Origin of the sequence: Bradyrhizobium sp. S3.2.6, from assembly GCF_040546885.1 — a bacterium.
GTDB lineage: Bacteria > Pseudomonadota > Alphaproteobacteria > Rhizobiales > Xanthobacteraceae > Bradyrhizobium > Bradyrhizobium cytisi.
In genome coordinates this window covers 799,709-811,685 of record NZ_JBEPOS010000001.1, presented here as the reverse complement: position 1 = coordinate 811,685, position 11,977 = coordinate 799,709, and the positions used below count along the sequence as shown (strand labels likewise).

At 63.5% G+C, this 11,977-nt stretch carries 12 protein-coding genes; 6 read left to right on the top strand and 6 right to left on the bottom strand.

Annotation, left to right across the window (positions count from 1 at the left end; translation table 11 throughout):
* Positions 1-35 precede the first annotated feature (35 nt).
* Complete coding sequence (gene coxB / locus ABID58_RS03755; RefSeq protein ID WP_148754408.1) at positions 36-890, bottom strand: cytochrome c oxidase subunit II; 855 nt, start codon at positions 888-890, stop codon at positions 36-38.
* A gap of 448 nt (positions 891-1,338) precedes the next feature.
* Between coxB and ABID58_RS03750 the strand changes: the two genes are divergently transcribed.
* A complete protein-coding gene (locus tag ABID58_RS03750) occupies positions 1,339-1,872 on the top strand; it encodes an invasion associated locus B family protein (protein ID WP_502916374.1) in 534 nt (177 codons plus the stop codon).
* Between the two features lie 272 nt (positions 1,873-2,144).
* Here the strand turns inward: ABID58_RS03750 and ABID58_RS03745 are convergent, their stop codons facing one another.
* On the bottom strand, positions 2,145-2,369 hold the full coding sequence (locus ABID58_RS03745) for a DUF433 domain-containing protein (protein ID WP_148754410.1): 225 nt from the start codon (positions 2,367-2,369) through the stop codon (positions 2,145-2,147).
* Between the two features lie 263 nt (positions 2,370-2,632).
* Between ABID58_RS03745 and tldD the strand changes: the two genes are divergently transcribed.
* The 3 genes from tldD to ABID58_RS03730 are packed head-to-tail and all read left to right on the top strand — an operon-like array spanning position 2,633 to position 5,195.
* Positions 2,633-4,060: a metalloprotease TldD gene (gene tldD, locus ABID58_RS03740; RefSeq protein ID WP_148754411.1), complete on the top strand. Its 1,428-nt coding sequence runs from the start codon at positions 2,633-2,635 to the stop codon at positions 4,058-4,060.
* The gene (gene lepB, locus ABID58_RS03735) at positions 4,057-4,833 is read left to right on the top strand and encodes a signal peptidase I (RefSeq protein ID WP_148754412.1); all 777 of its coding nucleotides are present in this window, start codon (positions 4,057-4,059) and stop codon (positions 4,831-4,833) included. Before tldD ends, lepB begins: the two co-directional genes overlap by 4 nt.
* 23 nt (positions 4,834-4,856) lie before the next feature.
* A complete protein-coding gene (locus ABID58_RS03730) occupies positions 4,857-5,195 on the top strand; it encodes an MmcQ/YjbR family DNA-binding protein (protein WP_354031570.1) in 339 nt (112 codons plus the stop codon).
* 106 nt (positions 5,196-5,301) lie between these two features.
* Here the strand turns inward: ABID58_RS03730 and ABID58_RS03725 are convergent, their stop codons facing one another.
* From ABID58_RS03725 to ABID58_RS03715, 3 genes are all read right to left on the bottom strand, one after another.
* The gene (locus tag ABID58_RS03725) at positions 5,302-5,880 is read right to left on the bottom strand and encodes a PAN domain-containing protein (protein ID WP_354031569.1); all 579 of its coding nucleotides are present in this window, start codon (positions 5,878-5,880) and stop codon (positions 5,302-5,304) included.
* Between the two features lie 166 nt (positions 5,881-6,046).
* The gene (locus ABID58_RS03720; RefSeq protein WP_354031568.1) at positions 6,047-7,417 is read right to left on the bottom strand and encodes a glutamate--cysteine ligase; all 1,371 of its coding nucleotides are present in this window, start codon (positions 7,415-7,417) and stop codon (positions 6,047-6,049) included.
* Positions 7,418-7,520: 103 nt separating this feature from the next.
* Complete coding sequence (locus ABID58_RS03715; RefSeq protein WP_128968787.1) at positions 7,521-8,018, bottom strand: MarR family winged helix-turn-helix transcriptional regulator; 498 nt, start codon at positions 8,016-8,018, stop codon at positions 7,521-7,523.
* Positions 8,019-8,144: 126 nt separating this feature from the next.
* Between ABID58_RS03715 and gstA the strand changes: the two genes are divergently transcribed.
* Together gstA and ABID58_RS03705 are read left to right on the top strand one after the other, a co-directional pair.
* Complete coding sequence (gene gstA / locus ABID58_RS03710) at positions 8,145-8,759, top strand: glutathione transferase GstA (RefSeq protein WP_354031567.1); 615 nt, start codon at positions 8,145-8,147, stop codon at positions 8,757-8,759.
* 231 nt (positions 8,760-8,990) lie between these two features.
* Positions 8,991-9,299 carry a hypothetical protein gene (locus ABID58_RS03705; protein ID WP_354031566.1) on the top strand — a complete coding sequence of 103 codons (309 nt, stop codon included), beginning with the start codon at positions 8,991-8,993 and terminating at the stop codon, positions 9,297-9,299.
* Between the two features lie 453 nt (positions 9,300-9,752).
* Here ABID58_RS03705 and ABID58_RS03700 read toward each other — a convergent pair whose 3' ends face one another.
* The gene (locus ABID58_RS03700) at positions 9,753-11,969 is read right to left on the bottom strand and encodes an FAD-dependent oxidoreductase (RefSeq protein WP_354031565.1); all 2,217 of its coding nucleotides are present in this window, start codon (positions 11,967-11,969) and stop codon (positions 9,753-9,755) included.
* Positions 11,970-11,977: the final 8 nt, after the last annotated feature.

The following is an 11,977-nucleotide window of genomic DNA, read 5'->3' as shown; positions in this document are numbered from 1 at the left end:
TGTCGCCTTCAGTCCCTCAAGCCGTCGCCCGGCGCTTACTGCGTCGGGCCGGCTGCGGAGGCGAAAGTGCTGGTGCCGCCGCTCGCATATTTTTTCTTCGCCGATTCAACCCAGGAGGCGAACTCCTGGTCGTTCACCACGCGAATGGCGATCGGCATGAAGGCATGGTCCTTGCCGCACAATTCCGAGCACTGGCCGTAGAACATGCCGGTCTTGGTGGCCTTGAACCAGGTCTCGTTCAACCGGCCCGGGATGGCGTCGATCTTGACGCCGAAAGCCGGCATCGCAAAGGCGTGGATAACGTCGGCGCCGGTGACCTGGACGCGGATCACCTTGTTGACCGGCACCACCATCTCGTTGTCGACGCCGAGCAGCCGGGGCTGCTTGTCCTGGGCCATCAGCGAATCGAATTCGAACTTGCCGTTGTCCGGATAGGCGTAGGACCAGTACCACTGCTTGCCGGTGGCCTTGATGGTCAGGTCCGCCTTCGGCACATCGAGCTCAAGGAACAGCAGGCGGAACGACGGCACGGCGATGCCGACCAGAATGAGCACCGGGACCAGGGTCCACGCCACCTCGATCAGCGTGTTGTGGGTGGTCCGCGACGGCACCGGATTGGCCTTCGAATTGAACTTCACCACCACGATCACGAGCAGCGCCAGCACGAACAGCGTGATCGCGATGATCAGCACGGACAAGAAGTCGTGAAACCAGACGATATTGTCCATCACCGGCGACCCGGAGGCCTGGAGGTGCCATTCCCACGGCGCCGGCTGCCCGAGCTCGGCGAATGCCGCGCCGCCCGTCGCCAGCGTGATGCCAGCCGCCACCAAGGCGATGGTGGCCAATCCCAGCAAATGCCGGCCCACCCGACTCTTCGACATCCTCATGCCGCTCGCGCTCCCCTTACGAAATCACCCCAGGTGCATTGCCCTATTTCCGGGAAATGCTTATTCGACCCGCCCGTCCGACAAACCGCCGCTCAAGAATACCTCTAAGAGGAATTGGGGCCAGATCGCTCAAACGCCGAAATCAAGCCTCTCAAACCATAATTCTTGATCTATCGCAATGCAGTCTTGAGGCCTCTCCGTCTGCCATCACCCGCAAGATATTTCCCAGCAACATCAGACAAAAATACCATTTCCCGGGATGCCGCGGCTTGACAGCTGAATTGCCCGCGGTAGGCACTGGCGGACAGTTGCGCAGGAACCTGATTCGTGCCGGCGATGGCGGGCCAGGGCGGCGCGGGATTTGCTTGGGAATTGCCTTCAAGACGCCGTCATTGCCGTATCAGTCCACCAGCGCGAGCGACCCAAGCGAGCAGAGGGACCGACCCCGATGGGGCTTTCGAGATGCATGGCAAGGCCGGTTAACCGCCTTTTGGCGCTGATCAGCCTCCTGGCTGTCGCCCTTTTCCTAGCCCTGCCCACCCTCGCCCATGCGCAGGGCGCGGTGCGCTCCGTCCATGGCGACTGGCAGATCCGCTGCGACACCCCGCCCGGCGCCCAGGCCGAGCAATGCGCCTTGATCCAGAGCGTGGTGGCGGAAGACCGCTCCAACGCCGGCCTCACCGTGATCGTGCTCAAGACCGCCGACCAGAAGAGCCGCCTGATGCGGGTGGTTGCCCCCCTCGGCGTGCTGCTGCCCTCGGGCCTCGGGCTGAAGCTCGACAATCAGGACGTCGGCCGCGCCGGCTTCGTCCGCTGCCTGCCCAATGGCTGCGTCGCCGAGGTCGTCATGGACGACAAGCTGCTCGGCCAGCTCCGCAGCGCCAAGACGGCGACCTTCATCATCTTCGAGACGCCCGAGGAAGGCATCGGCTTCCCGCTCAGCCTGAACGGGCTCGGCGAGGGTTATGACAAGCTGCCGTAGGGCCGCTGCGGATGGCTCAGTAGATCTCGAGGCAAGCCGCGTCGTCGCTTTCGAAGGAAAGGATTGTCTCCGCATGTCGACGGAGCAAATTGGCAATCTCGACCGTCGTTTGATTGCCGGCACGTAGCCAGATCCCTTGGCCTTGGCAAAGTCCCAAAGCACGCGATCGGCAACTTCAGACAACCCCAGGGGCCGGACGTGACTGGACTCCGGAAAGAGATCGACCATCGTTTGACAGAGCTTGAAACTGAGGTTCTGATCGAACAGCAGCTTCATATCGGCGCGGTGATCAACCGCCTCTCGCGATCGGCGGCGTAGGAGAGGCACGCGCGGATGTCATCCTCGGTCAATTCCGGGAAATCGTCGAGAATTTGTGCATGACTCTGGCCGGCAGCTAGCCAACCGAGCACATCTGCCACGGCAATCCGCATGTGGCGAATACAGGGACGGCCCCCGCGCTTGCCTGGCTCGATGGAGATGACGTCCTGATAGTTCATGCTGACAGCATAGCACCGTTCCGCGCTCGTTGCAGCACGATCCCCAACTGCCAGGCACGATCTCGTATCCCCGCGGCAAAGGACGATCAAATGGTGAGATTGCTTCAGCGCCCTCGGCAGAGCAGCCCAGTCCTGGAATTACTTGATTAGCTTCTCGGTCCCGGCTCACATCATGTCGTTTCCGTAATGTGACGGTCCGCCCCTCGCGGAACCAGTCCAAAACCATTATCTTGCCTCACATCCCCCCGATAACGGACGGACGCATGACAAATCCCGCCACAACCTCCCTGCTCGACCGCGCCAATCTCGACCGCGACCAGGTTCGCCATGAGGTCGCGCGCGGCCTTGCCGGTGCCGACGATGGCGAATTGTTCCTGGAATACAGCCAGACCGAAGCGCTGATGTTCGACAATGGGCGGCTGAAGCAGGCGACCTATGACACCTCGCAAGGATTTGGCCTGCGCGCGGTCAAGGACGATGCGGTCGGCTATGCGCATTCCTCCGACGTATCGCTGCCGGCGCTGATTCGTGCCGCCGACGCGGTGGCCGCCGTCCGCGGCGGCTATTCCGGCAGCTTTGCCGCCCCGCCGGCGCATACCAATGTGCGGCTGTATTCCGACGACAATCCGCTGGACGCGCCGGGCTTCGAGACGAAAGTAAAGCTGCTCGCCGAAATCGACGCCTATCTGCGCGACAAGGATGCGCGGGTGCGGCAGGTCAGCGTCAGCCTGGGTGCGACCTGGCAGGTCGTCGAGATCCTGCGTCCCGACGGCGAGAGCTATCGCGACATCAGACCGCTGGTGCGCGTCAACGTCTCCGTCGTCGCCGGCCAGGGCGACCGCCAGGAGAGCGGCAGCAAGGGTTATGGCGGCCGCGCCGGCTATGCCGAATTCATCGAGAGCAAGAACTGGCGCGACGCCGCTGACGGTGCGCTACGCGAAGCGCTGGTCAACCTGGAATCAATTCCCGCCCCTGCCGGCGAGATGGACGTCGTGCTCGGCGCCGGCTGGCCCGGCGTGATGCTGCATGAAGCGGTCGGTCACGGCCTCGAGGGCGACTTCAACCGCAAGAAGACGTCTGCGTTTGCGGGCCTGATGGGCCAGCAGGTCGCGGCCAAGGGTGTCACCGTGGTCGACGACGGCACCATTGCCTCGCGCCGCGGCTCGCTGTCGATCGACGACGAGGGCACGCCGACCAATCGCACCGTGCTGATCGAGGACGGCATCCTGGTCGGCTACATGCAGGACCGCCAGAACGCGCGGTTGATGAACATGAAGCCGACCGGCAACGGCCGCCGCCAGGGCTATGCCCATGTGCCGATGCCGCGCATGACCAACACCTATATGCTCGCGGGCGACCGCGATCCCGCCGAGATTCTCGCTTCGGTGAAGAACGGCGTGTTTGCCGCGAATTTCGGCGGCGGACAGGTCGACATCACCTCGGGCAAATACGTCTTCCAGTGCACCGAGGCCTACAAGATCGAGAACGGCAAGATCGGCGCGCCGCTGAAGGGCGCCATGCTGATCGGCAACGGGCCGACCGACCTGCATCGCATCCGCATGATCGGCAACGATCTCGCGCTCGATACCGGCATCGGCACCTGCGGCAAGAACGGCCAGGGCGTGCCGGTCGGCGTCGGCCAGCCGTCACTATTGATGGAGCGCATTACAGTGGGTGGAACGGGCGCATGAGCGTTGAGAAGGTAACTGTCCCCGCCAAGCGGAAGAGCAGCGGCTGGGCCGGCCAGCTCATGCAGCTCGCCGGCATCGTCGCGGCCGTCTTCATCGCCAAGGGCGCGCTGGCCGAGCCGTTCTACGTGCCGTCGGGCTCGATGGAGCCGACGCTGCTGATCGGCGACGCCCTGCTGGCTTCGAAATTCCCCTATGGCTACGGCACCTCGTCGCTGCCGATCCAGATCAACCTGCCGGAAACCGGCCGCGTCTTCGCGGAGACGCCGAAGCAAGGCGACGTCGTGGTGTTCCGCTGGCCCGGCGACCGCTCGCAGGCCTGGGTCAAGCGCGTCGTGGGTTTGCCCGGTGACCGCATCCAGATGCGACAGGGGCAGCTCTTCATCAACGACCGTCCCGCCGAGCTCAAGCCGGATGGCGTCGGTGCCGCCGAGGACGACAATGGCGGCAGCGAGCCTGCCTACCGCTATGTCGAGACGCTGCCGAACGGCGTCAAGCACCTGATCTTCAAGATGCGCGACAACGGTCCGCTCGACAACACGCAGGAAGTGACGGTGCCGGCCGGACATCTGTTCGTGCTCGGCGATAACAGAGACAACTCGGCCGACAGCCGCGTGCCGCTGCGCTCCGGCGGCGTCGGCCTGCTGCCGGTCGACAATCTCGTCGGCCGTGCCGATGCCGTGCTCGGCTCCTGGGATCTCGGCATGCGCGGCCAGCCGGTGTGGACCTGGCTCTCCGGCTTCCGCCTCGCGCGGTTCTTCACCGCCGTGCGCTGAGCTGACCCCCAGGCGTTGATCCAATGACCTTCGACGACGTCAGAAAATTCGCGCTGACGTGGCCGGAGGTCGAGGACGGCACCTCTTACGGCACGCCGGCGCTGAAAGTGCGCAAGAAGATGCTGGCGCGTCTGAAAGAGGATGGCGACAGCCTGGTGATGCCGGATGTCCCGGTCGACGAGCGTGCGATGCTGGTCGAGAGCCAGCCGAAGATTTTCTATTTCACCGATCACTACCGAGACTATCCGATCGTGCTGATCCGCCTGTCCAAAGCCAGGCGCGCGACCGTGGAGCCGCTTCTGCGCCGGCGTTGGCGCGCGCTGGCATCGAAGGCAGTGCGAACGAAGCATGATGCAGCGTGAGATTCCCTAGGTGGCAAAGCATAGCGTGCCCACCACAAGTAGCGGCGATTGCAGAGAGATGGTGGGCACGGCACTTCACGCCTTTGCCCACCCTACGGCACCTGGGCTACCGCACCACACCCGACGTGAACCCCGCCTTCCGCCGCGGGGGCTTGATGTCCTTTTTCAGGAAGCAGCGCGCTTCGCGGCCCGTATAGCCGGGACGGGCATAGGTGAAGGCGCGGCATTTGTTGTCGGCGGTGCAGGCGGCCTTGCAGACGTCTTCGCCTTCGCCTTCCTTGAGGTCGAAATTGCGCAAGTCCCCGCCGGGGCGGTCGATCGAGGTCTCCACGCCCTCGACGCGCGGCTCGATCACGCCGGCGCCGCGCACGCCGGAGATACAGCAATTGGCGGGCTGTCGCGGCGGCACGGTACTCTTGAGCCAGCACACCGCCGCGGCGCCGTCGATATCGGGATAGCTGAAGCTCCACGATCGACATTTGCGATCGCGCTCGCAGAGCAGCGCGCAATCCTCGGGATCGCCTGACGTCACCGGCGCGTTGAAATAGTCGCCGCCGGGCCGGTCGAACGCCGTCTGGGCGCGCGCAGGCGCGCTCGCAAAGGCGAGCGACAGCAGCGTGACGCAAGCCACGACGCTGGCCAAGGCCTTGGCCCTGGCGGCCCCAGGCAGGCGGCCCTTCCCCATCGGAACAGCTTTCGAGTTATTGACGGCGCTCAGGTTTTTCGGCCGGTCATTTGATCGCCGCAAACCTGTATGGGCGATGAACGGCCTAAAGCCTGATCGTTGGCCTAAAGCATGATCCGGAAAAGTGTGACGCGGGTTTTCCGCGAAGATCATGCTCGAACGCGCGCTAGAACGCGTATTCCGAGTAGGCCGGTTCCACCGAGCCGTTCCAGGCGCCGTTAAACTTCTCGAGCATCTCCTCGGCCGGGGTTCGGCCGGAATCGATGATGCGGTCGAGCGGCTCCAGATGCCGGGTCTCGTCGCGACCGATCGCGTCGATGCGGCCACGGCGACGCAGGCCCGCATGCGCCAGAACGAGGCACTCCTTGGCGATCTCGAACAGATAGCGGTCCTTGATCCGCGCCTTGAAGCCGAAGCGCGGCACGTCGTCGCGCAGAGCCTGGCGCTCAGGCGCGGTCCAGTGCTTCACGAGGTCCCAAGCGGCGTCGAGCGACACGTCGTCATAGAGCAGCCCGGCCCAGAACGCAGACAGCGCCGGCAGACGGCCCCACGGGCCGCCATCGGAGCCGCGCATCTCGAGATAGCGCTTGAGCCGCACTTCCGGGAAGATCGTCGAGAGATGGTTGGCCCAGTCCGACAGGGTGGGACGCTCGCCGGGCAGATTGTTGTTGCGGCCGTCGAAGAAGGCGCGGAACGAGGAGCCCGACACGTCGATGTAATCCTCGCCGCGCTTGACGAAATACATGGGCACGTCGAGCGCATAATCGACATAGCGCTCGAAACCCATGCCGTCCTCGAACGCCCACGGCATCATGCCGGCGCGCGCATTGTCGGTGTCGCGCCAGATCTCGGAGCGGAAGGACAGGAAGCCGTTCGGCTTGCTCTCCGTGAAGGGCGAATTGGCGAACAGAGCGGTCGCGACCGGCTGCAGCGCCAGCGAGACGCGCAGCTTCTTGACCATGTCGGCTTCGGACGAGAAGTCGAGATTGGTCTGCACCGTGCAGGTCCGGTACATCATGTCGAGGCCGTATTGACCGACCTTCGGCATGTAATTGGTCATGATCTTGTAGCGGCCCTTGGGCATCACCGGGATGTCGGTGCGCGACCAGGACGGCGTCATGCCGAGACCAAGAAAGCCGATGCCGAGCGGGGTCGCGATCTCGCGCACCTGCGCCAGATGCGCCATCAGCTCGCTCTGGGTCTGGTGCACGTTCTCGACCGGCGCGCCGGAGAGCTCGAACTGTCCGCCGGGCTCGAGCGAGATCGCGCCGCCGCCGGTGACGTCGTAGAGGCCGATGATGTTGCCCTTCTCCATGATCGGCTCCCAGCCGAGCAGGAGCTTCATGCCTTCGAGCAGTGCGCCGATGCCGCGCGCGCCCTCATAAGGCACCGGACGGTGGCCCTCGAGCGTGAACGGCGTCTTCTCGTGCTCGGTGCCCATACGGAATTCGGACGGGTCCTTGCAACCGGCCTCGAACCACGCAACGAGCTCGTCGCGCGATTGCAGCGGCGTCATATCGATCTGGTCTCGCGCCATATCAAATCAAACTCTAATCAGAAGCGCTTCGATCGAATGCGCGCGGGTGACGGGATGGTCCACGAACCCACCGGGCGCGCGGACGTGCTGGTTTGCCGCGCGGTCATCGCGACGGCGAGGATTCGTTGACGTTGACGACGGGCGGCAGCTTCATCTCGCCGCACGAGCAGCCCAGGCGGTCGAGCAGACCGCTGAGCTTGACGGCATCGGCATCGGACAGCTTCGAGCCGACATATTTCTCGATCGCGGCCGAATAGGCGCCCCACATCCGCTTCTGCAACTCGCGGCCGGCCTCCGTGATCTCGACGAATTGGCCGCGCTTGTCGATCTTGCATTCGCGCCGCGAGGCGAGCCCCTCGTCGACCAGGCGGTCGATCAGGCGCGAGGTGGAGTATTGCGGGATCAGCATCTGCCGCTCGAGCTCCACCGGGCGCAGCTCTCCGCTCGGCGCGCGCGACAATTCGAGCAGCGCGTCGTACCATGCCAGTGGTGGAAACCCGGCCTTCTTCAGATCCTGCTCGACGCAGTCGAGCACACGGCTCTGCACCCGCATCAGGCGGATCCAGGCACTGGTTGCCTCGGTCGATGGTTTGCGTTTCATGGTTCCGCTCAAACTCGTCGCCCGCTTCTTACCCCACTCGATGCACCTGCATCAATCTTGACTATTGCATGCAGGTGCATGTAGGCGTTCTTTCGCCCCAACCAAGCGTCAAGAGGAGGAAATTCCATGAAACTGTATTACTCGCCCGGCGCCTGCTCGCTGTCTCCCCATATCGCGCTCCTGGAGGCCGACCTGCCCTACGAGCTGGTCAAGGTCGATATCCGGGCCAAGAAGCTCGAGAACGGTGAAGACTATCTGAAGGTCAATCCGAAGGGTCAGGTCCCCGCGCTGGGCCTCGACAGCGGCGAGATCGTGACCGAAGGCCCGGTCATTGTCCAGATGATCGCCGACAAGGCCCCGGCCAAGGCACTGGCGCCCGCGCGCGACAGTTCGGAGCGCTACAAGCTGCTCGAATGGCTGAACTTCCTCACCTCCGAGGTGCACAAGAGCTTTGGCCCGCTGTTCGCACCGGCTCTGAACGACGAAGCCAAGGCGTTCTTCAAGGACCGCGTCATGGGCAAGCTGAAGCATATCGACAGCGAGCTCGCCGGCCGCGACTACCTCATGGGCAAGCAGTTCTCGGTCGCCGACGGCTATCTCTTCACGATGCTGACCTGGGGCGACCGGATGAAGTTCGACCTCTCGGCGATGCCCCACCTCACCGCCTACAAGGACCGCGTCGCCGCACGGCCGAAGGTGCAGGAGGCCTTGAAGAAGGAAGGGCTGATCCAGGCTGCTTGAGCCGCGAGAGGGATCAATCTCCCAGGGGCCAGGTCGACGATCCGGCCCTTTTTATTTGCAGGAGCACCGACGCGGGCGGCGAACCCCTTTTCACCGGATCATCGTACCTATCATAAGACTTATGAACTACTGTTCGCGGAACGTAAGTGGTGCTGTCTTGTCAGTACCCGCGAAGCGCGCGAACTTGGCGGAATTGTTGAAGATTATTTGGGACTCTCATCGGAGTTGAACTTGACGATTGCCTTCGTTCTGATCGTGGCAAGTGCGTTGGTGGGAGTAGCGACAGGTTACGTTTTCAGGATCTGGGCGCTGGTTGTGATCTCGCCGTCAATCGCAGTTTTCTTGGCGATAATTCTTCGCATTTACGAATTCGGGATGATCGCCGGTGTGATCGTCATCGCCGTCTGTCTTGCCGTCTGCCAGCTCGCCTATTTCGCTGCAGCCTATTTTCTACATGCGCGCGAGATCTCAACCCATGACGAGGTCGACGGCGAGCCAGGCGAAGCAAGCGAGCAGAAAATCCGCCGAGAGCACAAGTAGCGCCAAAGCTGCCCAGAACAGCGGGCCCTTGCGGCGCAAACGCGCCGGCTTCTGTTGCGGCGAGACGCGGCCGAGCGCAGGCGAAACAGCATATTTCGCGGCGAGATCGCGACCAAGCGCGGTCTTCCGCAACACCAAAGAGTTCATCGAGGACACTTTCTTATTTCGTCTTCAACTTGCCGAGGGAAGCGGCAAATGTCCCACCAGGGTTCGTTACCCGGCCGATCAGCAAGAGTGGTGCCAAGACCGAGCAAAAGAACGGCGCTGTTTTGACGCGCCTATGACAATTGCGCGACAGAACGGCCCCTCAACTCTGGCACGGTTCCTACGCGGAATCTGTGACGGGTTCCACAACCCGGGAACATCGTGACGTAACCGTGATGAGGGGCCTGGACGTGAAAAAGGCCGGATCGATGATCCAGCCTTTCCGTTATGTCCGGTACCGCACTGAGTTCAGGCAGCAGCCGCTTTCTTCGGCGCGAAGCGGCCGTAGAAAGTTTCACCTTTCGCAGCCATGTCCTCGAGAAGCTTCGGCGGCGTGAAGCGCGAGCCGTATTTCGCCTCCAGCTTGTGGCAGAGCTCGACGAACTTCTTCGTGCCCATGAAATCGATGTAGGACAGCGTGCCGCCGGTGAATGGCGCGAAGCCGAAGCCGAGGATCGAGCCGACATCGGCCTCGCGCGGGTCGGTGATGACGTGATCCTCGACCGTGCGCGCGGCCTCCACCGCCTGCACCACCAGGAAGCGCTGCTTCAGCTCCTCGATGACGAGCGTGTCAGGATCGAGCTGCTTCGGCTGCAGCGCGGACAGGCCCGGCCACAGGCTCTTCTGGCCCTTGCCCTTCTCGGGATAGTCGTAGAAGCCCTTGCTGTTCTTGCGGCCGAGGCGGCCCTGCTTCTCGACCATCTCGACCATCAGCTTCTTCTGGTCGGGGTTGATGGCGTTGGGGCCGAGATCGGCTTCGGTCGCCTTCATGATCTTGAGGCCGAGGTCGAGCGCGACTTCGTCCGAGAGCGAGAGTGGGCCGACCGGCATGCCCGCCATCTTGGCGCAGTTCTCGATCATCGCCGGCGGCACGCCTTCCAAAAACATCTCGTTGCCTTCGGCGACGTAGCGGCCGACGCAGCGGTTGGCGAAGAAGCCGCGGCTGTCGTTGACGACGATCGGCGTCTTGCCGATCTGCCGGACGTAATCGAGCGCGGTCGCGAGTGCGACATCGCCGGTGTTCTTGCCCTTGATGATCTCGACCAGCATCATCTTCTCGACCGGCGAGAAGAAGTGAATGCCGACGAACTTGCCCTGGTCCTTGAAGCCCTCGGCGAGCGAGGTGATTGGCAGCGTCGAGGTGTTCGAGGCGAAGATCACGTCGGGCTTGAGATATTCCTGCGCCTTGGCAAAGGTCTCCGCCTTGACCTTGCGGTCCTCGAACACGGCCTCGATCACGAGGTCGACGTCCTTCAACGCGGCATAGTCGGCCGTCGGCGTAATGCGTGCGAGCAGCGCCTCGGCGTCGGTCGGCTTGGCGCGGCCCTTCTTGATCTGGTCTTCGATCACCTTCTGCGCATGCGCCTTCCCCTTGTCGGCGCTCTCCTGGTCGCGGTCGATCAGGACGACGTCGAGGCCCGCCCGCGCCGAGACGTAGCCGACGCTCGCACCCATGAAGCCAGCGCCGATCACGGCGACCTTCTTCACCTTGGTTGCGGGCACGTCCTTCGGACGGCGCGCGCCCTTGTTCAGCTCCTGCATCGACAGGAACAGGCTGCGAATCATCGCAGCCGCTTCCTTCGAGCGCAGCACGGAGGTGAAGTAGCGCGACTCGACGCGAAGCGCCGCGTCGATCGGCAACTGCAGGCCTTCATAGACGCAGCTCATGATCGCGCGCGCGGCCGGATAGTTGTCGTAGGTCTCGCGGCGATAGATGGCGTTGCCGGCCGGGAACATCATCATGCCGGCCTTGGAAAACACGGGACCGCCGGGCAGCTTAAAACCCTTCTCGTCCCAGGGCGCGACGGCCTTGCCGCCGCCCTTGATCCAATCCTTCGCCGCCTTGACGAGATCGGCAGCCGGAACGATGGCGTGAATCAGGTTCAGCGCCTTGGCCTTCTCGATTGTGACCGGATCGCCCTTGAGCAAAATCGTCATGGCGTCCTGCGGCGGCACCAGGCGCGGCACGCGCTGCGTGCCACCGGCGCCGGGGAACAGGCCGACCTTGACCTCGGGCAGGCCGAGGCGCGTCCTGGGATTCTCCGCCGCCACGCGATAGTGGCAGCACAGCGTGATCTCGAAACCGCCGCCGAGCGCGAGGCCGTTGATCGCGGCCGCCCACGGCTTGCCTGACGTTTCGATCGAGCGCAGCACCTGCGAGAAGCGGCGGCTCTGGTCGAACAGCATCTGGTTCGCCGCGGTCTCGCCCTGCTCCCCAAAGACCTTTGCGTAGGCCTGGTTCATGCCTTCGAGCATCGACAGATCGGCACCGGCGCAGAACGCCTCCTTCGCCGAGGTGATGACGACGCCCTTCACCGCGGTGTCAGCGGTGGTTGCCTTGACGATCGCGTCAAGCTCGCTGGTCGAGGTCTCGTCGAGCACGTTCATCGAGCGGCCCGGGATGTCCCAGGTGACGAGCGCGATGCCGTCGGAATCGGTCTCAACCTTGAAGTTCTTGTAGGCCATGTTGGTTG

What these genes read in the sequence shown, in the direction of transcription:
- coxB (WP_148754408.1), bottom strand. Translation starts at nt 890, where the DNA reads ATGAGGATGTCGAAGAGTCGGGTGGGCCGGCATTTGCTGGGATTGGCC.
- ABID58_RS03750 (WP_502916374.1), top strand. Translation starts at nt 1,339, where the DNA reads ATGGGGCTTTCGAGATGCATGGCAAGGCCGGTTAACCGCCTTTTGGCG.
- ABID58_RS03745 (WP_148754410.1), bottom strand. Translation starts at nt 2,369, where the DNA reads ATGAACTATCAGGACGTCATCTCCATCGAGCCAGGCAAGCGCGGGGGC.
- tldD (WP_148754411.1), top strand. Translation starts at nt 2,633, where the DNA reads ATGACAAATCCCGCCACAACCTCCCTGCTCGACCGCGCCAATCTCGAC.
- lepB (WP_148754412.1), top strand. Translation starts at nt 4,057, where the DNA reads ATGAGCGTTGAGAAGGTAACTGTCCCCGCCAAGCGGAAGAGCAGCGGC.
- ABID58_RS03730 (WP_354031570.1), top strand. Translation starts at nt 4,857, where the DNA reads ATGACCTTCGACGACGTCAGAAAATTCGCGCTGACGTGGCCGGAGGTC.
- ABID58_RS03725 (WP_354031569.1), bottom strand. Translation starts at nt 5,880, where the DNA reads ATGGGGAAGGGCCGCCTGCCTGGGGCCGCCAGGGCCAAGGCCTTGGCC.
- ABID58_RS03720 (WP_354031568.1), bottom strand. Translation starts at nt 7,417, where the DNA reads ATGGCGCGAGACCAGATCGATATGACGCCGCTGCAATCGCGCGACGAG.
- ABID58_RS03715 (WP_128968787.1), bottom strand. Translation starts at nt 8,018, where the DNA reads ATGAAACGCAAACCATCGACCGAGGCAACCAGTGCCTGGATCCGCCTG.
- gstA (WP_354031567.1), top strand. Translation starts at nt 8,145, where the DNA reads ATGAAACTGTATTACTCGCCCGGCGCCTGCTCGCTGTCTCCCCATATC.
- ABID58_RS03700 (WP_354031565.1), bottom strand. Translation starts at nt 11,969, where the DNA reads ATGGCCTACAAGAACTTCAAGGTTGAGACCGATTCCGACGGCATCGCG.